This window comes from Actinomadura decatromicini, from assembly GCF_008121305.1.
Taxonomy (GTDB): domain Bacteria; phylum Actinomycetota; class Actinomycetes; order Streptosporangiales; family Streptosporangiaceae; genus Spirillospora; species Spirillospora syzygii.
Genome location: NZ_VSRQ01000005.1, coordinates 511,129 through 536,034, shown reverse-complemented (window position 1 = coordinate 536,034; position 24,906 = coordinate 511,129). Strand labels below are relative to the sequence as shown.

26 protein-coding genes are annotated in these 24,906 nt (G+C 69.5%); 12 read left to right on the top strand and 14 right to left on the bottom strand.

What is annotated here, in order from left to right; all coding sequences use genetic code 11:
* Nucleotides 1-3: 3 nt before the first annotated feature.
* A complete protein-coding gene (locus tag FXF68_RS44665) occupies nt 4-2,565 on the bottom strand; it encodes an MFS transporter (protein WP_148763297.1) in 2,562 nt (853 codons plus the stop codon).
* 103 nt (nt 2,566-2,668) lie between these two features.
* Between FXF68_RS44665 and FXF68_RS25230 the strand changes: the two genes are divergently transcribed.
* From FXF68_RS25230 to FXF68_RS25220, 3 genes are read left to right on the top strand one after another with little or no spacing between them, the layout of a single operon-like run.
* Entirely contained in the window at nt 2,669-3,274 is a 606-nt protein-coding gene (locus FXF68_RS25230; RefSeq protein ID WP_148763295.1) for a TetR/AcrR family transcriptional regulator, read from the top strand.
* Nucleotides 3,275-3,305: 31 nt separating this feature from the next.
* On the top strand, nt 3,306-5,765 hold the full coding sequence (locus FXF68_RS25225; protein ID WP_148763293.1) for an alpha/beta fold hydrolase: 2,460 nt from the start codon (nt 3,306-3,308) through the stop codon (nt 5,763-5,765).
* Nucleotides 5,762-6,592, top strand: coding sequence for an ABC transporter permease (locus FXF68_RS25220; RefSeq protein ID WP_148763291.1), 831 nt, complete (start codon nt 5,762-5,764; stop codon nt 6,590-6,592). The genes FXF68_RS25225 and FXF68_RS25220 overlap by 4 nt, the downstream gene beginning before the upstream one ends.
* A 276-nt stretch (nt 6,593-6,868) precedes the next feature.
* On the opposite strand, the gene FXF68_RS25215 is transcribed toward FXF68_RS25220, so the two are convergent.
* Together FXF68_RS25215 and FXF68_RS25210 are read right to left on the bottom strand one after the other, a co-directional pair.
* Nucleotides 6,869-7,234, bottom strand: a complete 366-nt coding sequence (locus FXF68_RS25215; protein WP_246178924.1) for a thioesterase family protein — start codon at nt 7,232-7,234, stop codon at nt 6,869-6,871.
* Nucleotides 7,235-7,249: 15 nt separating this feature from the next.
* Entirely contained in the window at nt 7,250-7,876 is a 627-nt protein-coding gene (locus FXF68_RS25210) for a methylenetetrahydrofolate reductase (RefSeq protein ID WP_246178923.1), read from the bottom strand.
* 238 nt (nt 7,877-8,114) lie between these two features.
* Here FXF68_RS25210 and FXF68_RS25205 point away from each other — a divergent pair, with 238 nt between their 5' ends.
* Entirely contained in the window at nt 8,115-8,621 is a 507-nt protein-coding gene (locus tag FXF68_RS25205; protein WP_148763285.1) for a pyridoxamine 5'-phosphate oxidase family protein, read from the top strand.
* Nucleotides 8,622-8,638: 17 nt separating this feature from the next.
* On the opposite strand, the gene panB is transcribed toward FXF68_RS25205, so the two are convergent.
* The 8 genes from panB to FXF68_RS25165 form a co-directional block, all read right to left on the bottom strand.
* Nucleotides 8,639-9,493, bottom strand: a complete 855-nt coding sequence (gene panB, locus FXF68_RS25200) for a 3-methyl-2-oxobutanoate hydroxymethyltransferase (protein ID WP_148763283.1) — start codon at nt 9,491-9,493, stop codon at nt 8,639-8,641.
* Between the two features lie 132 nt (nt 9,494-9,625).
* Entirely contained in the window at nt 9,626-10,375 is a 750-nt protein-coding gene (locus FXF68_RS25195; protein WP_148763281.1) for a hypothetical protein, read from the bottom strand.
* An 11-nt stretch (nt 10,376-10,386) separates the two neighbouring features.
* On the bottom strand, nt 10,387-10,947 hold the full coding sequence (locus FXF68_RS25190; RefSeq protein ID WP_148763279.1) for a papain-like cysteine protease family protein: 561 nt from the start codon (nt 10,945-10,947) through the stop codon (nt 10,387-10,389).
* A gap of 173 nt (nt 10,948-11,120) precedes the next feature.
* Nucleotides 11,121-12,005 (bottom strand): helix-turn-helix domain-containing protein, encoded by an 885-nt coding sequence (locus FXF68_RS25185; protein ID WP_246178922.1) that lies wholly within the window; start codon nt 12,003-12,005, stop codon nt 11,121-11,123.
* A gap of 114 nt (nt 12,006-12,119) precedes the next feature.
* Nucleotides 12,120-12,470: an Imm51 family immunity protein gene (locus FXF68_RS25180; RefSeq protein WP_148763275.1), complete on the bottom strand. Its 351-nt coding sequence runs from the start codon at nt 12,468-12,470 to the stop codon at nt 12,120-12,122.
* 42 nt (nt 12,471-12,512) lie between these two features.
* Nucleotides 12,513-12,986 (bottom strand): flavoprotein, encoded by a 474-nt coding sequence (locus FXF68_RS25175; protein ID WP_246178948.1) that lies wholly within the window; start codon nt 12,984-12,986, stop codon nt 12,513-12,515.
* A gap of 42 nt (nt 12,987-13,028) precedes the next feature.
* Complete coding sequence (locus FXF68_RS25170; RefSeq protein ID WP_222870079.1) at nt 13,029-13,316, bottom strand: hypothetical protein; 288 nt, start codon at nt 13,314-13,316, stop codon at nt 13,029-13,031.
* A gap of 37 nt (nt 13,317-13,353) precedes the next feature.
* A complete protein-coding gene (locus FXF68_RS25165) occupies nt 13,354-13,914 on the bottom strand; it encodes a DUF4291 domain-containing protein (RefSeq protein WP_148763269.1) in 561 nt (186 codons plus the stop codon).
* A gap of 303 nt (nt 13,915-14,217) precedes the next feature.
* Here FXF68_RS25165 and FXF68_RS25160 point away from each other — a divergent pair, with 303 nt between their 5' ends.
* On the top strand, nt 14,218-14,616 hold the full coding sequence (locus FXF68_RS25160; protein ID WP_148763267.1) for a hypothetical protein: 399 nt from the start codon (nt 14,218-14,220) through the stop codon (nt 14,614-14,616).
* Between the two features lie 1,686 nt (nt 14,617-16,302).
* On the opposite strand, the gene FXF68_RS25155 is transcribed toward FXF68_RS25160, so the two are convergent.
* Nucleotides 16,303-16,674, bottom strand: coding sequence for a hypothetical protein (locus tag FXF68_RS25155; protein WP_148763265.1), 372 nt, complete (start codon nt 16,672-16,674; stop codon nt 16,303-16,305).
* A 61-nt stretch (nt 16,675-16,735) separates the two neighbouring features.
* Entirely contained in the window at nt 16,736-17,200 is a 465-nt protein-coding gene (locus FXF68_RS25150; protein ID WP_148763263.1) for an ATP-binding protein, read from the bottom strand.
* A 442-nt stretch (nt 17,201-17,642) separates the two neighbouring features.
* Between FXF68_RS25150 and FXF68_RS25140 the strand changes: the two genes are divergently transcribed.
* Nucleotides 17,643-18,881, top strand: coding sequence for a helix-turn-helix domain-containing protein (locus FXF68_RS25140; RefSeq protein ID WP_148763259.1), 1,239 nt, complete (start codon nt 17,643-17,645; stop codon nt 18,879-18,881).
* 22 nt (nt 18,882-18,903) lie between these two features.
* Here the strand turns inward: FXF68_RS25140 and msrA are convergent, their stop codons facing one another.
* Nucleotides 18,904-19,560 carry a peptide-methionine (S)-S-oxide reductase MsrA gene (msrA, locus tag FXF68_RS25135; protein WP_148763257.1) on the bottom strand — a complete coding sequence of 219 codons (657 nt, stop codon included), beginning with the start codon at nt 19,558-19,560 and terminating at the stop codon, nt 18,904-18,906.
* Between the two features lie 90 nt (nt 19,561-19,650).
* Between msrA and rarD the strand changes: the two genes are divergently transcribed.
* From rarD to FXF68_RS25105, 6 genes are all read left to right on the top strand, one after another.
* Nucleotides 19,651-20,520, top strand: coding sequence for an EamA family transporter RarD (rarD, locus tag FXF68_RS25130; protein ID WP_148763741.1), 870 nt, complete (start codon nt 19,651-19,653; stop codon nt 20,518-20,520).
* 50 nt (nt 20,521-20,570) lie between these two features.
* The gene (locus FXF68_RS25125) at nt 20,571-20,924 is read left to right on the top strand and encodes a hypothetical protein (protein ID WP_148763255.1); all 354 of its coding nucleotides are present in this window, start codon (nt 20,571-20,573) and stop codon (nt 20,922-20,924) included.
* 487 nt (nt 20,925-21,411) lie between these two features.
* Complete coding sequence (locus FXF68_RS25120; protein WP_246178921.1) at nt 21,412-23,115, top strand: prenyltransferase/squalene oxidase repeat-containing protein; 1,704 nt, start codon at nt 21,412-21,414, stop codon at nt 23,113-23,115.
* A gap of 337 nt (nt 23,116-23,452) precedes the next feature.
* Entirely contained in the window at nt 23,453-23,878 is a 426-nt protein-coding gene (locus FXF68_RS25115; RefSeq protein ID WP_148347575.1) for a roadblock/LC7 domain-containing protein, read from the top strand.
* Nucleotides 23,875-24,306, top strand: coding sequence for a DUF742 domain-containing protein (locus FXF68_RS25110; protein WP_148763254.1), 432 nt, complete (start codon nt 23,875-23,877; stop codon nt 24,304-24,306). Before FXF68_RS25115 ends, FXF68_RS25110 begins: the two co-directional genes overlap by 4 nt.
* Nucleotides 24,287-24,901, top strand: a complete 615-nt coding sequence (locus FXF68_RS25105) for a GTP-binding protein (RefSeq protein ID WP_148763252.1) — start codon at nt 24,287-24,289, stop codon at nt 24,899-24,901. The genes FXF68_RS25110 and FXF68_RS25105 overlap by 20 nt, the downstream gene beginning before the upstream one ends.
* The last annotated feature ends 5 nt before the right edge of the window (nt 24,902-24,906 follow it).

Below are 24,906 nucleotides of genomic sequence, written 5' to 3'. Positions count from 1 at the left end.
CCGTCACTCGTCGGGATAGCCGAGCGTCAGGTCGTGGCCGTCGAGCCCGGCGCCGGACAGCGAGAGGCCGGTGGCGACCGGCGGGTAGCCGGACGCGATCACCGTGTACCGGCCGCCGGACAGGTCGGCGAAGGCGTACTCGCCGTCCGGGCCGGTGATCACCAGGGCGAGGACGTTCCCGGCCGCGTCGACGAGCGTGACGCGGGCGTCCTCGACCGGGCGTCCGGAGCCGTCGCGGACGACGCCGCGGATCCGGGCGCCGGGCGGCAGCTCGACGTCCTGCCTGGTCCGGCCGTTGCCCGCGACCTCGACCGGCAGCGCGACCGGACGGTGCGCGGCCGCGCTGACCGCGAGCGTGTACGTGCCGGACACGACGTCCTTGAACGCGTACCGTCCGCCCGCGTCGGTGCGCTCGGTGCCGACGACCTCGCCGCGCACGTCCGTGACGACGACCATGGCGTTGGCGATGGGCTCGCCGTCGCCGCTGCGGACCGTCCCGGTGAGGCCGCCGTTCCCGGCGAGCAGGACGTCGAAGGCCACCGGACGGTCGCCGACGACGAGCGTCGCGGCCTGCGGCTCGTGCTCGCCCGCGGCCGCGATCAGCACGTAGCTGCCGGGGCCGGGAGTGGGCAGGGCGTAGCGGCCGTCGTCCTGGGTGACGGCTCGGGCGAGCTGGTGGCCGTCCACGCCGATGAGGGTGAGCGCGGCGGCCGGGACGGGCGCGCCGTCGGCGGTCCGCACCACGCCGTGGACCGGGACGCCGCCGTGCCCGTTCGAGCCGTTCGAGCCGCTGACGTCCAGCTTGACGGGGTTCTCGTGGACGAGGAGCCGCGCCTCCGCCGGGGACGTCCCGTTCGGCGACACCGCCGTGGCCAGCGGCGCCGCGCCGACCGTGGCGAGGGTGCCCGGACCGCCGTCCGCGGACGGCGCGGCGAGCCCCTCGGGGGCGACCGGCGCGCCGTTCTGCCGCGGGTCGGGCTCGCCGCGCCCGGCGGAGCCGCGCAGCGGCAGCTCCTTCAACGCGAGGGCGGCGAGGAACCCGAGGATCGCGACCGGGACGCCGACCAGGAACACCGTCTCCAACGACGTGGTGAAGGCGTCCTGCACGATGCCCTTGATCGGCTGGGGCAGCTTCTGGATGTCGTCCGGCGAGCCGAGTTCGCCCCCGCCGCCGGACGCCTGCGGAAGCCCGGCCTTGCGGAACCCGGACGCGATCTCGTCCGCGATCCCGTTCGTCAGGATCGCCCCGAACGCGGCGACGCCCATCGCGCCGCCGAGGTTGCGGAAGAACGAGATGCCGGACGTCGTCGACGCCAGGTCGGCGGGCGAGGCGGCGTTCTGCGCGGCGAGGATGAGGATCTGGAGCGTCAGGCCCATGCCGATGCCGAGGACGGCGAGGTCGGCGCCGATGACGAACTTGGACGAGTCGGTGTGCAGCCGCGACAGCAGGAATAGCCCGGCCGCGACGCTCGCCAGCCCGAGCACCGGGAAGATCTTGTAGCGGCCGGTCCGGGTGACGATCTGCCCGGACCCGGTGGAGGTGACCAGCATGCCGATGACCAGCGGCAGCGTCATCAGCCCGGACGCGGTCGGGCTCATCCCCTTGGCGATCTGCAGGTACTGCGGCATGTAGATCATCGCGCCGAACATCGCCATGCCGACGCAGATCGAGACGAACGAGGTGAGCAGGAACGTCGGGTTGCGGAACAGCCGGGGCGGCAGGATCGGGTCGCGGGCGACGCGCTCCGCGACCACCGCGAGGACGAGCAGCAGGGCGGCGAGCCCGAGCAGGATGTACGTCCACTTGGAGTTCCACGCGAACTCCGTGCCGCCCATCGACAGGACGAGCATCAGCGTGGCGGCGCTGCCGGTGATCGTGAACGCGCCGAACACGTCGACGCGGGTGTCGCGGCGCACCTTCGGCAGCTTCAGCACCCGCTGGATGACGAGGAACGCGACCACGGCGAGCGGCACGCACACGTAGAAGCACCAGCGCCAGCCGAGGCCGTCGGTGTCCACGATGAACCCGCCGAGCAGCGGCCCGGCGACGGTCGCGACGCCGAACACCGCGCCCATGAACCCGGCGTAGCGGCCGCGCTGCCGGGGCTCGACCACGTCCCCGAGGATGACCTGCGCCAGCGCGGACAGCCCGCCGACGCCGAGGCCCTGGAACGCGCGGGCCGCGATGAGCTCGCCGATGTTCTGCGACAGCCCGGCGGCGACCGACGCGACCACGAAGGTCAGCAGCGCGGTCTGGAACATCAGCTTGCGGCCCGCGATGTCGGAGAGCTTGCCCCAGAGCGGGGTGGACGCCGTCATGGTCAGCAGGGACGCGCTCGCCACCCAGGACAGCTTGTCCTGGCCGCCGAGGTCGCCGACGATCGTCGGCAGCGCCGTCGCGATGACCGACGTCGAGATCATCGCGGTCAGCATCGCCATCATCAGCCCGGAGAGGATCTCCAGGATCTGACGGTGCGTGTACTGCGGTCTCGCCGGTTCAGCCGTCACCGGACCGTCCGAGGCCACGCTCGTTCGCGCCACCCTGCCCCCATGCTGCGGATACATAGTTGATTACCTGTGCTCTGCATGTATCTTATGTAGACGCCTGTTTACTTGCAACTCGTTGGATAATGGTCACCCGACGTGACCGACTACCCGGAGAGCGTGAATGCGGGCCGAGAACCAGACCGCCGACGAGATCGAGCCCCGGCCGAAACGCGACCGCGAGGCCACCCGCCGCCGGATCCTCGCCGCCGCCCGCGACCTGTTCGGCGAGCACGGGTACGACGGCGTCACCGTCCGGATGATCGCGGCGCGGGCGGAGGCGAACACGGCGCTCGTGCACCGCTACTTCGGCTCGAAGCCGGCGCTGTTCGGCGAGGTCCTCGCCGGGGAGTCGGCGCTACGGGGAGTGATCGCGGGCGACGCGGCGGGGCTGCCGCGGCGGCTCGCCGAGCACTTCGTCCGGCACATCGACCAGCGCCAGGTCACCGCCGTGTCCCGGATGCTCGACCGGTCGGCCGGGCATCCCGAGGTGAAGAAGATCCTGCTCCGCTACCTGGAGGACGTGGTCGTCCAGCCGATCGTCGCCCAGCTGGACGGGCCCGACGCCCGCGCCCGCGCGCTGCTGGCGTCCACGATCATCATGGGCGGCGGGCCGATCCGGCGGCTGGTCGGCACCGACGACCTGCACGACGTCGACCCGGCCGAGCTCACCGACCGGGTGACCGCGATGTTCACCGCCGCGCTGGCCCCGCGCGCCGCGTCGCGGTAACCGGCCGGACGGCCCGCATAGGCTGATCTTCATGAGGCCGGGGGGCGCGTTCCGCGCGCGATGGGGCAGGACGGGACGGTCCGCGCGCTGGGCCGCCGCCGGGACGGCGGTCGCGCTCGCCGCCGGGGCCGCCGCGTGGGGCGTCGCCGCCGACAGTGCGCCGCATGTCCGCACCCTCGACCAGCGGATCGCGGTCGTCGACGGCCCGCACGACGACCAGCGCGTCTCGCTCGACGCCACGTTCTACAAGCCGGTCGGCGGCGGCCGGGCCCCGGCGGTCCTGCTCGGGCACGGCTTCGGCGGCAGCAAGGCGGACGTCGACCGCCAGGCCCGCGGCCTCGCCCGCGCGGGCTACGCCGTGCTGGCCTGGTCGGCGCGCGGTTTCGGCCGCTCCACCGGCGAGATCGCGCTCGACTCCCCCGACTACGAGGTGAAGGACACCCGGCAGCTCGTCGACTGGCTCGCGCGGCGTCCCGAGGTCCGGCTGGACGCGCCCGGCGATCCCCGGCTCGGCATCGCGGGCGCGTCCTACGGCGGCGCGATCGCGCTGCTCACCGCCGCCCACGACCGCCGCGTCGACGCCATCGCCCCGATGATCACCTGGAACGACCTCGCGGACGCCCTGTTCCAGGACGCCGCCGCGGGGAACCCGTCCGATGGCGTGTTCAAGAAGTTGTGGGCGGGCCTGTTCTTCACCAGCGGCGCCGGGCGGACGGCCTGCGGGCGCTTCCTGCCGTCGCTCTGCGCGATGTACCAGGAGATCGCGGAGAAGGGACGGCCGACCGAGGCGGCGATCGCGACGCTGCGCCGGTCCAGCCCGTCGACGGTCGCCGACCGGATCAAGGTGCCGACGCTGCTCGTCCAGGGGCAGGCCGACTCGCTGTTCCCGCTCGACCACGCCGACGCCACCGCCCGCGCGATCGCCCGGAACGGCGCGCCCGTGTCGGTGGTCTGGTACCAGGGCGGGCACGACGGCGGCGATCCCGAGACCGACCGGCTCGACGACCTGGTGCTCGGCTTCTTCGACGCGCGCTTGAAGGGGTCGGGCGAGGCGGCGCCGCGCTTCATGGTGACGCGGGCGGGCGGGCTCGACTCGTCCACGCAGCGGGTCGTCGTGGACGAGGCGACGTCCCGGACGTATCCGGGCCTGTCCAACGAGCGGCAGCCGCTGGCGCTGAGCGGCGGCCCGCAGACGATCTACAACCCGCCGGGCGGGTCGCCCACCGCGATCTCCGCGCTGCCGGGCCTCGGCGCGCTGGGCTCGCTCGGCGGCGGCCTGGGAGGCGGACGGCTGGCGGCCGAGCAGCCCGGACAGTTCGCGGCGTTCGACACGGCGCCGCTGGCGCGCCCGCTCCAGTTGACGGGCGCGGCGAGCGTCACCCTCCGGACGGACGGCGACGGCCCGCTGTTCGCCAAGCTCTACGACGTCGCGCCGGGCGGCGGCGCGACGCTGGCGCGGCGGCTGGCCGCGCCGTTCCGGGCGTCCGGCGTGCAGGTCACGGTGGAGCTGCCCGCGATGGACTACCACTTCGACCAGGGACATCGGGTGCGGCTGGTCGTCGCCACCACCGACATGGGTTTCGCTACTCCGGCGAAGCCCGCGTCGTACAACGTGCGGGTGGTGTCGCCGTTGAGCGTCCCGACGGTTCCGTCGTTGAAGGCGGCGCCGACTCCCATACCTGGGTGGGTGTGGGGGCTGCCGCTGGTCGCCGTCGCGGTGGCATTTGCCATCGTCCTACCCGGACGGCTTAGGCGCGGGCCTGAGGAAGACAGCGACGTCCCGCTGGAGATAGCCGGGCTTACGAAGGTGTACAAGAACGGTCACCTCGCTGTGGCCGACCTGTCTTTCCGTGTCGAGAAGGGGCAGGTGCTCGGGCTCCTTGGGCCGAATGGTGCCGGGAAGACGACGACGCTGCGGATGCTCATGGGGCTCATCCACCCCGACTCGGGTGAGATCCGCATCTTCGGTCATCGCGTGTATCCGGGAGCGGCCGTCCTATCACGGCTGGGTTCGTTCGTGGAGGGGCCTGGGTTCCTCCCCCACCTCACCGGACGCGACAACCTGGACCTCTACTGGCGCGCCACCGGCCGTCCCTCGGACGAAGCCCACCTGGACGAGGCGTTGCAGATAGCCGACCTGGGGTCGGCCCTGGATCGTCCTGTCCGGACGTACTCGCAGGGGATGCGGCAGCGTCTCGCCATCGCGCAGGCCATGCTGGGGCTACCGGACCTCCTCGTCCTGGACGAGCCCACCAACGGCCTCGACCCGCCGCAGATCCGCGAGATGCGGGAGGTGCTCGTCCGCTACGCCGCCGCCGGACGGACGGTCATCGTCTCCAGCCACCTCCTCGCCGAGGTCGAGCAGACCTGCACCCACGCGGTCGTCATGACGGCCGGACGGCGCGTCGCCGCAGGCCCGGTCTCGGAGATCACCGGTGCGGGACGGCGGCTTGAGGACGCTTTTCTGGAGATCATCGGAGAGAGCTCGTGAGCGTTTACGACGTGCGGCGGACTCTGCCGTTGCGGGTGGAGGCCGTCCGACAGTTCCGGCGGCGGCGGACGCTCGTCGCGTTCGGGATCCTGCTCGTCCTGCCGTGGGTGCTGGTCGCCGCGTTCAAGCTCGGCGGCGACCCGAGCCGCGACGGCGTCCCCGGGCTGGTGGACGTCGCGACGGCCGGGGCGCTGAACTTCGCGCTGTTCGCCCTGTTCGTCTCGACCGGGTTCCTGCTCGTCGTCGCCGTCGCGCTGTTCTGCGGCGACACCGTCGCGAGCGAGGCGGGCTGGTCGTCGCTGCGGTACCTGCTCGCCGCGCCCGTGCCGCGCGCCCGGCTGCTCCGCCAGAAGCTGATCGTCGCGCTGTCCTACGCGGTGCTCGCCGTGGTCAGCCTGCCGCTGATGTCGCTGGTCGCGGGCACGGCGGGGTTCGGCTGGGACGACGTCCACCTGCCCACCGGCGGGACCGTCCCGGTGGACACCGCGCTCGGCCGGATGGCGATCGTCGTCGGCTACGCGCTGATCTCCCAGCTCGTCGTCGCGGCGCTCGCGTTCCTGCTGTCGGTCACCACCGACTCGCCGCTCGGCGCGGTCGGCGGCGCGGTCGGGCTCGTCATCGTCAGCAACATCCTGGACGCGGTCACCGCGCTCGGCTCGGCGCGCGACTTCCTCCCCACCCACTGGATGTACGCGTGGATGGACGTCCTCCAGCCCGAGGTCCAATGGACGGGCATGGCGAAGGGCGCGGCCGTCTCGATCTCCTATGCCGTGGTGCTTTTCGCCCTGGCGTTCCGCCGGTTCCGGACACGCGACATCGTTTCCTGAGAGCGAATTCCGGCTGTTTCCGGTCACGGACCGTCCCCGAAAATCGGTCGAACCGGCAGACGAAGTCGCATAAGCTCTGCGAACCTCACGCACGGCGAGCGCGTCCTACGAACAGAAGCGCGCACCAGGCGCGCTCGACGATTGAATCCCGCCCCTCGGGGGGAGATGATCACCATGGCACGGCAGCAGCTCATCAAACGCCCGCGGCCCCCACGTCAACCGAGCCCGACCGACCTGCGGACCCCTTCGGGCCGCCTCTTGCCGTACTGACCGCTTTCAGCGGGCGGAACGCGCCAGGAACCGTTCCCGGTCGACCACCACCCGCTCGATCACCCCGGTGCCCACGACCGTTCCGCGCTCGTCCGTGGCGGTGAACCCGAAGACGAGCCGGGGCCCGTCCACCTCACGGAGTTCGGCCTCGACGGTCACGTGGGCGCCGACCGGACTGGCCGCACGGTGCTCCAGTTCGACGCGCGTCCCGACCGACGTCTTGTCCTCGCCCAGAAAGGGCCGGACGGTCTTCACCGTCGCCTCCTCGGCGAGCGCCAGAAGGCGCGGCGTCGCGAGCACGGGAACGTCGCCGCTGCCCGCGCTGATGGCCGTGTCGTCGTCCTCGACCAGCAGGGACGTCTCCGCGCGCACACCCGGCTCCACGCCTCACAGCTCGCGTTCGAGCCGGGCCGCGACCTCCCGGTACCGGCTGACCGGCACCAGGTGGACGCCGTCGAACGCGCCGCTGTCCCGGATCGCGAGGACCTGCTCGCAGGCCGCCGCGACGCCCGCCCGCCCGTCCCGTTCGACCGCGTCGACGAGTTCGGCGGGAATGGCGATGTCGGGAATGGCGGCCGCCAGATTGCGCGCCATCCCGGCGCTCGCCAGCACCATCACTCCGGCGTAGACGGGGCCGTTCAGCCGGGCGTCGTCGCGCCAGCGGAGCAGATCGTCCACCGAATAGCTCACCTGGACGAACGTGAAGTCGGCGGAACGCTTCCACTCGGGCGTTTTGCGCAGGCCGGTCGTCACGCCGATCCGGAACGGCCCGCAGCCCGCGAAAACGGCGTCCTCGGCGGCGGCGCGGGTCTCGTCCATCATCGCGCGGACGGTCAGTTCGCTCGTCCGGCCGCCGATGGACGGTTTGTCGCCGTAAACGAACAGGAAACGGTCGACGCCGTACGCGGCGGCGGTCAGCAGGTCGCGGCGGAATCCCAGCAGATTGCGGTCGCGGGAGTTGAGGCACGCGATGCCCCGCGCGCCCATCGCCTGCACTTCGTGGGCGACCGCCACGCTGGACACGGTCGCCCGCCCAATGTGGTTGTCAGGGATCAGGAAAGAATCAGCGACAGGGCTCAACACGCCGATCTGATGCCGGACTCTGGTGAGATCCGGCTTCATGGGCGGTTCGACCTCGCACACAATCTCGAACGCCATCCCCCGACCCTACCGTCCGGGTCCGCTCGAATGTCAGTGCCGACCAGTACGGTCGGGGCGTCCGTCATTCAGGCCGTCCCATTGAGGAGCGACTATGAGCGAACCCGTTTCCCGGCTGGACGAACGGTTCAGCGATCCCGGTACACAGGCCACGCCATGGGCGAACGCACGCGAAGTTCTGGAAAACGCGCAGTTGTCCTGGATCACCACCGTTCGGAGCGACGGCCGTCCGCACGTCACGCCGCTGGTGGCCGTGTGGCTGGACGGCGCCTTCCATTTCTGCACCGGGCCGTCCGAGCAGAAGACGCGGAACCTCGCGGGCAATCCGCAGGTCGTCCTGACCACGGGCGACGGCCGGTGGGACGCGGGCCTCGACGTCATGGTCGAAGGCGAGGCCGAGCGAGTGACCGACCGTCCAACGCTCGAACGGCTCGCCGCCGCCTGGACGTCCAAATGGAACGGGGAATGGCAGTTCGGGGTGACCGACGGCGGCTTCTCCAACGACGTCGGGGGCGACGCCTACGTGTATGCGGTGCGTCCGGCGAAGGTGCTGGCCTTCGGCAAGGGGACGTTCACGCACACCAGCTACAAGTTCGCCTGAGTTCCGTCTTCCGCTCTCTAGCGGTAGACGTGCTCGGGCGCGGGGAAGGCGCCGTCCGCGACCTCTTCGGCGTAGGCGCGGGCGGCTTCGACCATGGTCTGCCGCACGTCCGCGTACCGCTTGACGAAGCGGGGAAGCCGACCCGGTGTCACGCCGAGCGCGTCGGTCCAGACGAGAACCTGAGCGTCGCATTCCGGCCCGGCGCCAATGCCGATGGTGGGAATGGCCAGCACGTCGGTGACCTGCGAGGCGAGTTCTCCGGGCACCGCCTCCAGGACGACTCCGAACGCGCCCGCGTCCTGGACGGCTCGCGCGTCCCGGAGGAGTCGCCGCGCCGCCGTGTCGCCGCGTCCTTGCACCGGATAACCGCCGAAGGCGTTCACCGACTGGGGCGTCAATCCCACGTGCCCCATCACCGGAATTCCCGCTGACACGATCGCGCTGATCTGGGATGCGCTCCGCTCTCCGCCCTCCAGTTTGACCGCGCCCACCCCGGCCTCTTTGACCAGTCGCAAGGCGCTTTTCAGGGCCTGCTCGGGCCCCTGCTGATAACTGCCGAACGGCAGGTCGCCGATGACGAGGGCACGTTCGGTTCCTCGGACGACGGCCGCCGCGAGGAGGGCGATCTCGTCCAGGCTCACCGGGACGGTCGAGTCGTATCCGAGATGGTTGTTGCCCATCGTGTCCCCGACGAGAATGACCGGGATCCCGGCCTCGTCGAACGCGGCGCCGGTCATCGCGTCGTAGGCGGTGAGCATCGCCCAGCGATGGCCGCGCTCTTTAGCCTTTGCGATGTCCCGGACGGTGACCCGGCCGGACGTCCCATAAACGGATGCGTCCTGCATTTCCCGGGCATGCGAAATACGCGCCATGGCGACTCCCGTTCGACCGTCTCGAAGCGCCCTAATGGCGTCTCCGGACTCCCGCCCATCGTGACATATGCGTCCGGACCCGTACAGGCCGACGGCCGATGGCGGCGCGGTCGCCCGCGCCGCCATCTGAGGTCAGCGCCGGGCGATTCGGCGGCGGAGGAACAGACCGCCCCCGGCGGCGAGGACGAGCCCGAACCCGCCGAACACGACCGGGACTTCGCTGTTGTCTCGGGTTTCGCCGGGTTTCGGGCCGTAGCCTCCCGCCATGCCCTCCCGGTCGTAGGCCGAGCCGGGCAGGCGGTCTCCGTAGCGTCCGCGCACCGCCCGCTGGTAGGACGCCAGCGGGACGGACGGCGCGCCCGTGACCTGCTGCGCTTCCGCGTTTAGCGGGTAGACGCGGCCGCCGTCCAGGCGGTACCAGCCGTTGATCTGCGGCTCGCGGAAGACGGTTCCGGTGTTGCGCGCGTAGGTCTCCTCATCCGCGCCGGACGCGATGTTGGCGAGCCGCCAGGCCCCGTCTTGGCGCACGGCCCAGACCGAGGCGCGCTGCCCGTCGGCCGAGACCGCCTCGGTGGCGAGGAAGGACAGCCGCGCGACCGTGGCGGAACGTCCCGTGACGAAGCCGGGGTCGAGCTCGTAGACGGGCACGGTCGGGCCGGTCAGCCTCGGCGCCATCCGCGCCGCCGCACTGGCGGTGATCTTCGCGGTGCCGCCGCGGGCGGCGAAGAAGCGGGCGACGGTCGGGGACGCCGCCTCGGCGACCTGCCGGGCGGCGGCCACGTCGGCGGCCGGGGGCCGGGCCGGGGCGGGGGACGCGGCGGCCGCCGGAGCCGCCATGATCACGATCGCGCCGGTGAGCGCGAGACCTGCGAACAGTTTCATCTCACGTCTCCTCAGGCGCCGATGTAGTCGAGGGAATGGGTCCAGAAGAACGAGTTGTTGCTGACGTAGTAGTTGTACGACGCCCAGTTGTAGCGGTAGTTCGAGGGCCAGGGATCTCCCCAATAGACCATGCTCGAACCGGTGTCGTAGCCGTACAGGACCTGCATGTGCCCGCCGCCGCTCGTCCATTGGATGCGGGCGATGATGGGACGTCGCGCGTCCACCTCCCGGACGATCGCGGCGTAGGTGAGATAGGCGTAGACGTAGTTCCCGGGATTGATTCCGATTTGGCGGAAGGCGTTCTGGTCGTTGGCCAGCGTCGCCTGGTCGTTGGGGCAGGACGAGTTCATCGCGCGGCCGAACGCGAGGTTGCAGAACTGGTTCTGGCTGTAGGACCTGCCCATAAAGGCGGCCACGGTGTTGCCGGACGCGGCCCAGCACCAGTTGGTCCTTTCCTGGGCCTGCATCGTGATGCCGAGTTTCAGGGCGGCGGCGTCGGCGGTGCCGGGCACGGCCACGGCCGCGAGTGCGAGCGCGCCCACGGCGGCGCGCCAGGCTGTGCGGGTAAGCATGGAGAATTCACTCCTGGGGGACGGTCGAAGGATGGGGGTGGTCGGGCGCCCTCGACGTCCGCGGAACGTCGAAAGGAATGGTCCCCCCGCCGCGAATCCCAGACAAGCCCCTGCGCCGTGGCGGAATTTCAAGGTGTAGGCGGCCAATAAATGAGAAAGGGCGCGCCCCGGGGTCAGTCCCACTCCCAGCGGATGCCGTGGACGCCGGGCCGGACCTCCATATCGGCCATGTGCACGGCGCACCAGCCGGACAGTTGAAGCTCCCCCACGTCGGTGCTCGGCGTCGCCGCGTTCGGCTGCCAGACCCGGTGGCAGCGGACCGGCAGCGCGTCCGGATCGAACTGGACGTGCAGCAGGTACATGTGCGTCGGATGGCGGAACCAGCGGTGGTAGAACGTCGCCTCGGGCCCGCCGCCGCCGTAGCCGAACTCGTACTCGATCACGTACGTGTCGCCGCGACGGAGGGGCTTTTCGAACAGCAACTCCATTGCGGTGACACCCGTCCCAGGATCAGTGCGGACCTGACCCAGGCGGCAGTGGGACGCCCTCCGTATGTCGGGCAGAATCCCCTTCTCGCAGTGGTGGACGGCCACGTGCCTGTCGACGCCGTCCACCCGCGCTTGGAAAACCGCCCGCGTCCGGACCGACCGCTCGTCGCGGTCGGACCCGACGCGGAAACTCTCGTCACAACTCAGCCAGCGGAGCTGCCCGTCCACCGGGTTGCGGATCTGCCCGAGGAGGGTGTCGACGCTGGCGTGCACCTGACTGACGTCCCGGTACGACAGCGCGCCGGGCACCTGGTGCACCCACCGCCCGCGCGGCCGGCGCGGCCCGAGCAGCGCGGACAGCGAATCCGGCGGCACCTCCAGAATTCCTTCGAGCGCCCGGACCGCCGACAGCGACCGCGACCTTTCCGGACGGCTGCTGCCGCGCTGCCAATTGCTGAGGCTCGCCACACTGACGTGGATTCCGCGCTCGGCGAGCCGCACATGGAGCCGCTCAAGGCTCAGCCCCCGCGCCTGGATCGCCGCGCGCAACGCGCCATCGAATGAATCCACCATCGAGGATCCTCCCGCCGAGGCCACCCGCCCCGGAACAGGCCGCGGGCCGGGCGCAGACGGACCTTAATGGAACCCAGTCCAACAGTCCAGACCTCGGCGGGAGGCGGTCGGTCAGTCGTCGAACTCGAATCCGGCGGCCGTGGCGGCGGCGACGAGAGCGCGCATCCGATCGGCGTCTGCGGCGACGGCGCTCATCAGTTCGCCCAGTTCCTGAAGCGCGTCGCGGTCGGCGCCGTAGGCGCAGAACATTCCCGCTTCGGGGTCGTACGAGAACCGCCCGTCGAGCGTTTTCGCCTCGGTGCTGACGAGGAATTGCGCCACGCCTTCCCAGAAGTAGCCGTTCGGCTCATGGCCGAGTTCCACGACGGTTTCGTCTACTTGGGTGGTTCCCGCGTCCAACAGCAACGAGAACTTGCCGGACGTGGTCTCGAACAGCTTCAGGGGCTTTACCTGGCGGATCATGGCACTCGCCGGGACGGGACGGCAACCTCGCGACCAGTCGTCTCACCCGTCCAGCGCCGCCAGGACGTCTTCCCAGCTCGGCATCGGCGCGCCCGCCTCGAATAGGACGCGGACGCCCATGGAGCGGAGAACGTCCAGATGGGTTTTGAAGGCGGGATGACTGGCCAACTCGGCCTTGACCTGCGGAACGGCCAGCACTGGAACACCCATGCCGACGAGCTCACAAAGCATGCCAACGACAACCGTGTCGGTAATCCCCAGTGCCCATTTGTTGATCGTATTAAAGGTGGGGGGCGCAACCACGGCGGCATCAGCGGGAGGCAGCCCATTGGACGTCTCATGCGGCAACCGAAAATCCTTCCGCACGGGCGCGCCGGTAAGAGCGACGAGCCGTTCAACGTCCAGGAACTTGACCCCCATCGGGGTAGCGATCACCCGGACATCCCATCCCGCACCCTGCGCCCGCTCTACGAGCTCCGGAAGCTCAGAAGCCGCCGGAGCCCCACACGCGAACACATACAAGACCTTCACCAAAGCCACCCGCCAACCCGACGATCCTCAACCGAGGAACACATTCCCCTGACGCTCGTCTCCCGTGTCAAAGTACCTGGTGACGTAATCACGCGCCCCAAGCTCACTCTCCCGCATCAACGAGAAAACTTCAGTACCCTCACCGATCACCTCATCCTCGCCAATGAAATAAGCCTGGGCGAACTCCAGATACTGCCCATCACACCCGGCCGCATACTCAAAAGCCCCAGCCTCGGCCTTCTCGATGGCTTCCCCGAAATCCCCAGCGCGCCAGACTGTTACGTTCTCCTCATAAACCTGCCGCCCCTCGTGCACCCACCGAAAAACGCAACGAACCCCATACCAGCCAGCCCTACCCATAAGGACGCTCCCGAGGCAGAAGTCGAGCCGCAGCCTCCATCCGACCACCCCTGACCAGCCCCTGAATCTCCCGAGCCAGCGGCGTAACATCTCTTATAGAGACGATCCACTCATCCGCATACCGCCGGACGGCCTCGCCACACAGCCCAAGCTGCAGCGAGCGATACGGCAAGGCCCGCCCGCGCAGGTCACGCTCAGGATCCCACTGCACCCGAGCGGGCGCACGCTTGAGCTCACGACGCCAGGCATCCCGGTCCGCGTACAGCCCGCGCTCGTAGTGCGAAAGGCATGAGCTCCGCAATGCCCAGTCGAAGCCCTCACGTGTGATCTCCACGGCGAGAACGGTCTCCTGCCCCGCTTTCGTGCCCCAACCGCACCGATACATCATCCACAGGAAGGACGGCTTGACCCACGTCATCCGATCCCTCTTCCACCCATCAGGGAACCGCCCCTCCTGCACAGCGGGCAACCCGATGTCCGGCGCATAGGCCTGGTAGACGGTGACGGTCAACGCCGAATAGAGAGCACGAATCTCACGCTGCACTTCTCCCATGCCTCCCAGAATGACCCGACCAATCCCAAGCAGCCATCGATTTTCCGCCCTCAAGGGCTCAGGCAGCCAGGCCGACTCAGCCGCGCATCCGCTCGTCAAAGCCCCTGGCCCGACAACACCTCGCCCCACCGCCACGTCCCGAACTCGCCACTCCCCCAGCCCCACGGCTGGCCCGCCTCCCGCGACCAGACAACGCACGGCGTCACCCAACATGGAACCTTGACTCCCCCGTCCAGCCCCGCGTCCTGAAGTCGGCCACCGATGTGGCAACCTCTGACGGACTGGCAGAAGGGGGACGTTGACGTGCGTGATATTCAGCCGACCCTCGAACTGCGGCCAGGTCTCGGGACCGGCCTGACGGTGTTGGTCGCTATGGGATTGAGCGGCGTAGGAATCGTCGCCGCGATCCTGATCGGCGACGCTCCACCGGTGTTCGCCCCAATCGTGGGCGCCATCTGGGCCGTACTGATCACACTGGGGACGGCAGTCCTCCTCACTTCCCGCATCACCCTGACCTCTCACGAGATCGTCCTGCGGGGGCCGTTCGTCCGCCAGCGCCGACCACGCTCACACGTCACCAGGGCGATGCGCGCGACGATCCACATGCCGAACGGAGGAGCAGGCGAAAGCCTCTTCCTACTCGACGCACACGGCAAGTTGCTCACCAGAGTGAACGTTGCTACTACAGGCGCGAGGACATAGACCGACTGGTCGAGACGCTCGACGTGCCGAGCAGCGGCCCTGGCAACTTCGCCAGCGGAAAAGAGTTCGACAAGACATATCCGGGCCTGGCGTCGTGGGCCGAACGCCACCCCAACCGAATCCCGCTCGCAATCCTCGGCGCCGCACTAGCCGCGGCCGCGGCAGTAGCACTCATCCTGATCAGCACATCCTCCTAACTGGCAACAAACAGCCGACGTCCACAAGCGCAACAGCCTCAACGGCAAACGGCTAGCCAACTCAAGCCCGCAAGCACATCCACCAAGCGAGACCACCCAAGACCAGCACAGAAACATTACGGGCCTCTAGAAGGAGCCAGCCCAGACCACCCGGCCTCGAGAAGGCCCCCGAACTCAAGGCCGCGCCCTACGGGCCCGGAAGCCGCGCCACTGCGTCGGAGGCTGTCGCTACTGTGCGGTGTGTTGAAGTCGGTCTGAGCACCCATCGCGGGTCCGCGGCTTAAGGGGGGTGGGTGAAAGTAGACTCCCGGACTTGTCTCGGAGATCGAAAAGAAGCCCAGCGCCCCCACCCCCCTCCTTCTTTCCCGAAGAAGGCTGCCACTGCACGTCCGCCCCAGATGCGAACCTCACTTGTGAAAGCGCAGTTCTGGCCCACCGCCGCAGCCCTGAGGCCATCCCGCCCGCACAGCAGCACCGCCACGCATCCCCCCGCCGAAACGCACCGAGAGTACGACGGTTTGCTCTCAGACACCCGCAACGCCCACCGCCTGGACAACGTTGAGTCCGACGCCGAGGCCCCACGCGGCGACCAGCGTCTCCACGATCCACCGCGCCGACGACCTCGGGCAATGCGGCACGGCCAGCTTCGCACGCGGCTACAGCACCACGCCCGACAGCGGTGCCTACGCCCACGAACGCCGGTCCCCCCAGTTCACCAACAACGACAAGTCCAGCCCCAAGAACCCACCCAAGAACGTACGAGCGACCGGGCCCGTCGGAGAAGCCACAAACGTGCTCGCCGACGAGATCGATCTTGATGATTTCAGCGACACGCCGGGGCCTCGCACACAACCGGAGGTTCGCTGCAACCACACCTCATGCACGTCCGCCCAGCCAGCTTCCACCCAGCGGCTTTACCATGGGGTCTTCATCGCCCCTACGAGGGTTCGCAACCCGTCCGGGGTGACGTACACCGTCTGGTCGGCGGGTCTTCATCGCCCCTACGAGGGTTCGCAACGTGAGAAGCTGACACGCTCCGTCGTGCCCGATGGTCCTCATCGCCCCTACGAGCGTCTAGAGAACCAGGTTCGGGGTGGGCCAAGAATCAGTTGAGCGGGCTCGAACCAGGGGGCTGCGCCGCCCCCTGGACCCCCGCCAGCCGGGGTGCTCGTTCGCGCGAAACTGTCTGTCACACCTTGCGCGCCGTTCGCGCGAACGAGCACCCCGGAACGGTCTGCGCGGAGTACACGGGCCTGCTAGCGCAGGAGCTGATGGCGCCAACCTTGTTGGTGGGAACGCGGGGGCCGGGGTGGCATGGCTGGGCCCGTCCACCGCGGGGCGGGACCGTGGACGGCCGCCGCGCCTTGCGCGTGCGGCCTAGGGGCCGTTCGCGGCGCGGCCCCGACCACCGCCCCGCCCCGTCGTGGACGGCCCGCACGTACCGCACCGCGAAACCCGAGGCAGCCCCGCGCAGGGGAAGCCGTAGCCCTCAGGTCCATTCGGCGTTGGGGAACATCCGGAACTTCAGCAGCCGGTCCAGCCGGTGGGCCGCAGACTTGGTGTCGCCGCACGGGGACAGGTACCCGGCGCGTCCCTTGCCCGCCTCGTAGTAGGCCCACGTCCCGCCCGGAGTCGCCCGCGCGGTCACCACGGCACCGATGTCATCGGCCGCGCCGCTGGCGTAGACCCACAGCAGCGGCACCGGGAACCCAAACTCCTCCTTTTCGTACAGCGGCACGCACCGCCAGCCCTTGGGCTTGAGCGCGACCGCCAGCAGCTCCAGGTTCCGCACCGCCGTGTCATCGTCCAGCAGCGTCCGCCAGCGCAGCACCACCTGCCACCGGCCGACCCTCCGACGCACGCCGCCAACCATCTCCCGCGTCCTTCCGCTGATCGCTTCGTTTGCCGACTGGCCGCGCAGGTCATGCGGCCAGTCGGGCCCACACCCATTTCCCGGCCGGAGCGGTCACGGTCACCCCGCACTCCGAGGCCAACGCCTCCACCAGCGGCAGGCCCCGACCGCTCATCCCGGCCTTTTGGCCGGGGTTCAGAGCATCTGCGTCCGCAGCCACCTCATCGGGCATCACCCCGAGCGCCCGCTTGCGGATCGGCCTGTCGTCCGAGGAGTCCCAGACCGCCAGCAGCACCCCAGCGGGCTCGCGCGTGAATCGCACCCGGATCTCCCGCTCACCGCCCCACCGCACGGCGTTGGTCACCAGCTCACTGGCGATCACCGCCATGTCATCGACCAGTCCGCCCAGCCCCCAGGACGCCAGCCGCAACCCCACCAGCATCCGCACCTGAGCCGGAGCCGTCACCGACGCCCCGAACGTCACCTCCAGCGTCCCGGCAGACCCCGCGCCCGCCGACGCACAGCGGATCGTCACGACCACCGCCGGGTCTGCCGCAACACCAGCACCGCACGGTCCGCCGCCGCCGACTCCGCACCCACCAAGCCGACGACGTGACCGCGCTCACCACCCCACCGGAAACGCACACCATCGCAGGCGATCACCCGCTCACCACGCACGCCCAACGACACCGTGAGGGTGCCCCCGTATACCTCCACGCGGCACCCCCGCTGTAAGAGCTGCACTGCCAACGTGTCCAGCGGCTTGCCCATACCGTCTGCCATGGCTGTTCCTTCCGTCGAACACGGGGGTTGAGCGGAAGCAACGCCGCCGAGGCCGATCCGTTGCCGACCTGGTTGACCGGCGAGGGATGCCGCCCGTTCCATGGGCTCTGAGCCTGTCTTTCTCGCCGGATCTCTCGGAGGCACCAGCTAGGGAGCCAGGGAGGGGCCAGACTTGAGGGGAGGGAGGGGCCACCGTGGGCGACGCGAAGCGGAAGCGGTTTGGCGCGTACCTGGCGCAGTTGCGTAGGGACGCACGCAAGAGTCAGCGCCAATTGGCGGAGACGTTGTGCCAGATCTCAGGTGTCGCTTCTGTGACGCGGCACGAGATCAGCCGATGGGAGCGAGGCGAGCGCATCCCTGATGTCTGGCTTCCAGCTCTCGCGACGGCCCTGAGCGTGCCACTCGACACCCTTGAGCGCGGAGCAGCCCATGCGCGGGGCGAAGACATTGGAACTGGGCCGCGCAGTCCGGCGGAGGCGCTCGCCTACTTCCTTCCAGATCACGATGTGGATCTTGGGCCACTGGCGAGTGAATCGGGACGCCGGGTCGGAGCCTCTACAGCGGCCGCTTTGGCTGACCGGGCGCATGGCCTACGGCTCGCTGATGACGTCATCGCCGGAGGCGATCTGCTTGCCCCGGCGCTTAGGGAGTTGGACGGAGCCGTCCGGCTCTACCGAGAAACGAGGCATTCCGAGGAGACCGGCCGCTCACTTCTCAGCAGCATCGGGGAAATAGCCCAGATCGCAGGGTGGATCGCAAGCGACGCGGGCGAACACGACCAGGCGGAGCGCGCCTATCGGCTCGGAGTCTCGGCCGCTAGGGAGGCCGGAGACCACGCTCTCGTGGGCAACCTTGCCGGAAGCCTGGCCTATCAGCTCTCCAACACCGGTCACGAAGACGACGGTCTGAGCCTCGCCCGTGCCGCGCTGAACGAGGCAGGCCCCGACGCACCCGCCAAGGCCCGCGCGCTCTACCTCGATCGGGTCGCATGGGCGCACACCAAGGCGGGCGAAGCCCAAGCGGCAATGCGGGCACTCACCGAAGCCCACGAAGCCATGGCCGTTGAAGACTCGCACGCGTCTCCGGACTGGGCTTACTGGGTCTCGCCCGAGGAACTCGACGTGATGGACGCCCGCGTCTACACAGAGCTTCGTAAGCCGTTGCGCGCCGTCCCGCTCCTGCAAGAAGTGCTCAGCCGGTACGACTCAACGCACACCCGCGAACTCGCCCTCTACCTCTCATGGCTCGCCGTCGCCCTGGTCGACGCCTACGAACCAGAGGAAGCCGCCAAGACCGCGCGCCGGATGCTCGACCTCTCGGCCGACTCCGCCAGCGAACGCACGGCTCAGCGCGGACGCATCGTCCTCACGAAGCTAGAGCCGTACCGGCATGTCCCCGAAGTGCGGGAAGTGCTCGACACACACGCGGCCTGACGACCGTTCCCTAGATCACCGACTATTCGGTGGGGGCTACGCCTACGGGGCAGGTCAGGCCGGTGCCGGTTATGCCGCAGTAGCCGTTCGGGTTTTTATTGCTTGAAAGATACTGCTGGTGGTAGTCCTCGGCGAAGTAGAAGTCGGTGGCCGGGGTTATCTCGGTGGTTATGGGGCCGTAGCCGGACTTCGTCAGGACGGGCTGGTAGGCGTCGCGGGAGGCTTCGGCGGCCTTTTGCTGGGACTCGCTGCGGGTGAAGATGGCCGAGCGGTACTGGGTGCCGACGTCGTTGCCCTGGCGCATGCCCTGGGTGGGGTCGTGGGACTCCCAGAAGACGCGGAGCAGCTCCTCGTAGCTGATCTCGGACGGGTCGTACACGACGCGGACGGCTTCGGCGTGGCCGGTCAGGCCGCTGCAGACCTCTTCGTAGGTGGGGTTCGGGGTGTAGCCGCCTTCATAGCCGACGGAGGTGGAGAGGACGCCGGGGGTCTGCCAGAACATGCGCTCGGCGCCCCAGAAGCAGCCGAGGGCGAACTCGGCGATCTCGGCGCCGTCCGGGTAGGGCGGGGCGAGGGGGGCGTCGAGGACCTCGTGGCGGGGCGGGACCGGGATGGGCTCGTCCCGTCCCGGGAGGGCCTTGTCGGGGCTGACCATCTGGGTCTTCGCGAAGCCGAACATGCCTCCAGCCTAGCTCGCGAGCGCAGACATGAGTGTGGGTGATTTTGACTGATTACGTGCTGGTAGGTTGCCCTCGTGGTGAAGCGGGGGATGCTGTACGGGATCGCAGCGTATGGGCTGTGGGGCCTGTTTCCGCTGTACTGGCCGCTGCTGGAGCCCGCGGGGGCGGTCGAGATCCTCGCGCACCGGATCATGTGGTCGCTGGTGGCGGTCGCCGTCGTCCTCGCGGTGTCGCGGAACCGGGGCTGGCTCCGGATGCTGACCTGGCGCCGCTGCCTGCTGCTGGCGCTGGCGGCCGCGGTGATCAGCGTCAACTGGGGCACCTACATCTACGCCGTCAACAGCGGCCGGACGATCGAGGCCGCGCTCGGCTACTTCATCAACCCGTTGATCAGCGTGATGTTCGGCGTGGCGGTGTTCCGCGAGCGGCTGCGGCCCCGGCAGTGGTGGGCGGTCGGGATGGGGACGGCCGCCGTGGTCGTGCTGACCGCCGACTACGGGCGTCCGCCGTGGATCGCGCTGGTCCTGGGCCTCGCCTTCGGGGTCTACGGGATGCTCAAGAAGTTCGTCGACATGCCTTCGGCGGAGGGTCTGGCGGTCGAGACGGCGATGATGTTCCTGCCCGCGCTCGGGTTCGTGCTCGTCCTGGAGGGACGGGGCGATGCGGCGTTCGGGCACCACGGCGTGGGGAACGCGGTGCTGCTGGCGCTCGCGGGCGTGGTGACCGCCGTGCCGCTGATGCTGTTCAACGCGGCGGCGATCAGGCTCCCGCTGTCCGTGATCGGGATGCTGCAGTACCTAGCGCCGGTGCTTCAGTTCGGTATCGGGCTTTTTGTCCAACATGAGGAGATGCCGCCCAGTCGTTGGGCCGGCTTCCTGCTGGTATGGCTCGCGCTGGTGATCTTGACGTGGGACGGCGTCGCCGCCGCACGTCGCGAAGCGGTGCCCGAAACGGTCTGAAGGGGCTAAAGTTCCGGACGTCACACGGCCCGGATACAAGGGAGCTCTCGGTGCGTCTGGTCAGCGTCACCGTCTTGGGATCGGCACTCGTCGCGGCGGGAATGCTGGCGCCGGGGACGGGTGAGGCGACCGCGACGCACCACGACGAGGTCCGGGTGAGGCCGGACGTGGCGCGCCCCGGCGAGCGGGTCGAGGTCTCCTCCCCCCGGTGCGCGGACCGCACGCGCGAGGTGACGTCCGAGGCGTTCGCCAGGCCGGTCGTGCGGGGGACGGCGACCGTCCGCGAGGACACCGAGCCCGGCGCCTACACGGTCACCGCGCGCTGCGGCCGACTTTCGGTGAAAGGCCAGCTCAGAGTGGCCGGACGGCTCGTCTGGCCGACCCTGCTGAGCACGGCCCGCTAGGCCGTAGCGCGAATTCGGCCGACCTCGATCACTTAATTGATCATGAAGTGCGAACAACTGCGCCCGCCCTGTCAAGAGCCATTGACTGAGGTGACATATCGCTTGCAAGGTGAGGCAGGTCACCCACGGATACGCACAATTTCCGCCGCTCGGGCGCTTGTTTTCGTCAAATGATCATGTGATACTTCCAGTAACTCGGTCAGAATGCCCATCTAGCACCAAAGGGCACCTTCAACTTCTGCATGCTCGACAACTCTCAGTTCCCCCCACCAGGGGCTTCCCCGAGGCAGCCGTACAAAGGGATCGAGAATGTCCGCCGATGCCGGTACCCGGTCCCGCCCACGCGACCGAGGCGCTCATGGTCACTCACCCGGCGAGGCCGCCCGCGACACCATTGGCCGGTCATCCGTGCCTGGCCCGCCATTTCGAATGGCAGTTCGAATTCCGCATCGAACGCCAAGGCGGGACCGACCCCCTAGGAGGAATTGTGAGCCGCAAATGCGCGACGCCGTCGGGGGCCAGACGGGAGGAGGACTCCGACGACGTGGCGGGAGCGGCCCGCGAACTCCTGCGCGGACTCCTCAGCCGCCCCTGGGGACACGTATCTCCGTCGATCTACGAGACCGGGCGCGTGGTCTCGCTGACGCCGTGGCTGGCGGGGCACGCGCGGCGCGTAAGGCACATCCTGGACGCGCAGCGTCCGGACGGCATGTGGGGCGCGCCCGGCGCGTACGCGGTCGTCCCGACGCTGAGCGCGGTGGAGGCGCTGCTCACGGTCGTCCGCGGCCTCGACGACGGCGACTCGCACGGTTTCCGGCGGGCGGACGGCGTTGATCCGAGGGAGGCGGCGGACGCGCTCGGCCGGTCGCTGCCCCTGCTCCTCCGGCGGCTGCCCGCCCTGGACTTCACCAGATTCCCGGACATGCCCGCCAACGACCTGATCGTCGACTCACTCGTCGGCTCGATCAACCGGCACCTGGACGAACTGGACGAGCTGGACGGCAAAGACCCCGTCGTCGGGCCCGTGCCCGAGGCCCGGCTCGGGAACCCGAAGGGCCTGGACGGGACGCGCCTGGCCAAGATGCGCGCCGCCCTCACCGCGGGCGCCGCCCTCCCGGACAAGATGACCCACGCCCTGGAGGTGACGGGCGACCTCGCGCGCGAGGCGCGGACGATCCGTCCGGGCCCGGTCGGGGCGGTCGGCGCGTCCCCGGCGGCCACCGCCGCGTGGCTCGGCGAACGCGGCGCGCGGGAGCCGCGCCACCCGGCCCGGCTGTTCCTGGAGGCCGTCTCCGACGAGCACGCGGGAGCGGTGCCCTGCGGCGCGCCGATCACCGTCTTCGAGCGCGCGTGGGTCCTCAGCACGCTCGCCCGGACGGGGATCGTGTCCAGCGCGCCGCCCACGCTGCTGGACGGACTCGCCGCCGCGCTCGGACCGACCGGCACCCCGGCGGCGGAGGGCCTCCCGGCGGACGCGGACACGACCTCCGCCGTCCTTTACGCGCTCGGCCTGCTCGGAAAGCCGAGATCCCCGGAGGCGCTATGGGCCTACGAGACGCCGACGCATTTCTGCACCTGGCCCGGCGAAGAGGGATTCTCCGTCACGGTCAACGCCCATGTGCTTGAGGCGTTCGGCCAGTACCTGCGCGACATCCTCAGAACGGGAGAGACGCCTTCGGTGTCCATTCCGCGATACACGAAGACGGTCGGCGACCTCGTGACGCTCCTCTGCGACCAGCAGCGTGACGACGGAAGCTGGACCGACCGATGGCACGCCTCCCCCTATTACGCGACGCTGTGCTGCGTCGCGGCGCTGAGCCGTTTCGGCGGCGGCAGGGCGGCCGGAACCCTCGCCCGCGCCCGCGCGTGGGTCCTGGACACCCAGCGCCCGGACGGCTCATGGGGCCTCTGGGCAGGGACGGTGGAGGAAACGGCGTACGCGCTTCAGATACTGCTGCCGTCGCCGGCCGACGCCGCCGAGCTCACCGCGAAGGACCCGGCAGGGAAATACAAGGAATCCATAACTCGGGGGTACGAATTTCTCCCGGCGCCCTCCGACAATGGACGTCTTCTCGGCCCCGCGCTCTGGCACGACAAGGACCTCTACCTACCGGTCGCCGTGGTGCGCGCGTCCGTCCTGGCTGCTCGGCATCTCGCCGGGAAGTACGTCCATACCATCGAACAGAGCTGACATCAACACATCGTTCATGTCTTTTGCACCACAGGGCAGGGCGGTAATAGCAAAAACCCTCAGATGAGGGGAACAAAGTACATCTTCTGAGCCCGCAACGTTGCTAAGGTACTGGCGATGCGGAGGCGATGGCTTACCTATCGCGCCGCAGGCCTGGACACCACGGCCCCCGAACCCCCCGTCGCGGCGGTCCGTGGGCCGCTCGGGAAATCGTTGAGGACTTGTTGATGCCCTTCCGCAACTCACATCGGCGGACGAAGATCGCCGCGCGGGTCGGGGCGGACGGCGTCGAACCAGGGGACACCGGCACCGAAACAGCGGAAGGCGAGGCAGATCAGTGACGCAGAAGACCGGTTCCTCCTCCGATCTGGGCTGGCTGCTGGACGACCTGGTCCACCGGCTCCCGCACGCGCGCAGCGCCGTGGTGCTGTCCGCGGACGGCCTGCTCATGGCCTCGTCGGAGGGCTTCCCGCAGGACGACGGCGAGCACCTCGCCGCGGTCGCCGCCGGAATCCAGAGCCTCGCCAAGGGCGCCGGGACGCGGTTCGGCGGCGGGCCCGTCCGGCAGACGATCGTCGAGATGCAGTCGGCGTTCCTGCTGGTCACGGTCGCCGGTAAGGGCGCCTGCATCGCGGTGCTCGCGGGCGAGGACGCCGACGTCGGCCTGATCGCCTACGAGATGGCCATGCTGGTCACGAGCATGGGCCACCACCTCAGCACACCGACGCGCACCGAGCCCGCCGCGGAGGGCCGATCGACATGATCCCCCCGGACGACCCGGCCCAGGACCCCTGGCCGGAGGACCCGGCTCCCCCGGCGCCCCCCGCCGAGGACCGGTTCCTCGACGAGCACGCCGGCCCGATGGTCCGGCCGTACGTGATGACCAGCGGGCGGATCGAGCCGACCCGCGGCAAGTTCGACCTCATCACCCTGGTGGTGGCGGTCGGTCCCGAACCCGAGGGCACGATCGGCCTCGGCCCTGAGCACCTCGCCATCATCCGGCTCTGCCAGAACGTGATGTCGGTCGCCGAGCTCACCGGCCACCTCGACCTTCCCGTCGCGACCGTTCGGGTGATGCTCGGCGACCTGCTCGACAAGGGGTTCGTCTCCATGCAGGAACCCGAACCGGAGGCGGACATGCACGACATCAGGCTCTACAAGGCGGTGATCGATGGTCTCCGGGCCCTCTAGACGAGAAGTGCGCGCCCGCCGGCTCCCCACCGCGGTCAAGATCGTGATCGCGGGCGGCTTCGGCGTCGGCAAGACCACCATGGTGGGCACGGTCTCCGAGACCCAGCCGCTGCGGACCGAGGAGCTCCTCACCGACGTGGGCGTCGGCGTGGACGACATCTCCGGGGTGGAGCGCAAGGACTCCACCACCGTCGCGATGGACTTCGGCCGCATCACCATGCGGAACGAGTACGTCCTGTACCTGTTCGGGACGCCCGGCCAGAAGCGCTTCTGGTTCATGTGGGACGAGGTGGCGCTCGGCGCGCTCGGCGCGGTCGTCCTCGCCGACACGCGGCGGCTGTCCGACTGCTTCCCGTCCGTGGACTACTTCGAGCGCCGCCAGACGCCGTTCGTCGTCGCGGTGAACTGCTTCGAGGGCGCCAAGCGCTACGACCTCGCGGAGATCCAGATGGCGCTGAACCTGGGCCCGAAGGTCCCGGTGATGCTCTGCGACGCCCGCAAGATCGACTCGTGCAAGCAGGTGCTGATCGATCTCGTCCTGCACGCGATGAAGGTCCGCGGGCTGGTCGACGCGCCCGCGCCCCAGCAGGTCTGACGCGA

Coding starts and splice junctions, on each gene's coding strand:
- FXF68_RS25225 (WP_148763293.1), top strand. CDS start 3,306: ATGAGGCCGGGGGGCGCGTTCCGCGCGCGATGGGGCAGGACGGGACGG.
- FXF68_RS25180 (WP_148763275.1), bottom strand. CDS start 12,470: ATGATCCGCCAGGTAAAGCCCCTGAAGCTGTTCGAGACCACGTCCGGC.
- FXF68_RS25105 (WP_148763252.1), top strand. CDS start 24,287: ATGGTCTCCGGGCCCTCTAGACGAGAAGTGCGCGCCCGCCGGCTCCCC.
- FXF68_RS25205 (WP_148763285.1), top strand. CDS start 8,115: ATGAGCGAACCCGTTTCCCGGCTGGACGAACGGTTCAGCGATCCCGGT.
- FXF68_RS25230 (WP_148763295.1), top strand. CDS start 2,669: ATGCGGGCCGAGAACCAGACCGCCGACGAGATCGAGCCCCGGCCGAAA.
- panB (WP_148763283.1), bottom strand. CDS start 9,493: ATGGCGCGTATTTCGCATGCCCGGGAAATGCAGGACGCATCCGTTTAT.
- FXF68_RS25195 (WP_148763281.1), bottom strand. CDS start 10,375: ATGAAACTGTTCGCAGGTCTCGCGCTCACCGGCGCGATCGTGATCATG.
- FXF68_RS25165 (WP_148763269.1), bottom strand. CDS start 13,914: ATGGGAGAAGTGCAGCGTGAGATTCGTGCTCTCTATTCGGCGTTGACC.
- msrA (WP_148763257.1), bottom strand. CDS start 19,560: ATGTTCGGCTTCGCGAAGACCCAGATGGTCAGCCCCGACAAGGCCCTC.
- FXF68_RS25190 (WP_148763279.1), bottom strand. CDS start 10,947: ATGCTTACCCGCACAGCCTGGCGCGCCGCCGTGGGCGCGCTCGCACTC.
- rarD (WP_148763741.1), top strand. CDS start 19,651: ATGCTGTACGGGATCGCAGCGTATGGGCTGTGGGGCCTGTTTCCGCTG.
- FXF68_RS25110 (WP_148763254.1), top strand. CDS start 23,875: ATGATCCCCCCGGACGACCCGGCCCAGGACCCCTGGCCGGAGGACCCG.
- FXF68_RS44665 (WP_148763297.1), bottom strand. CDS start 2,565: ATGTATCCGCAGCATGGGGGCAGGGTGGCGCGAACGAGCGTGGCCTCG.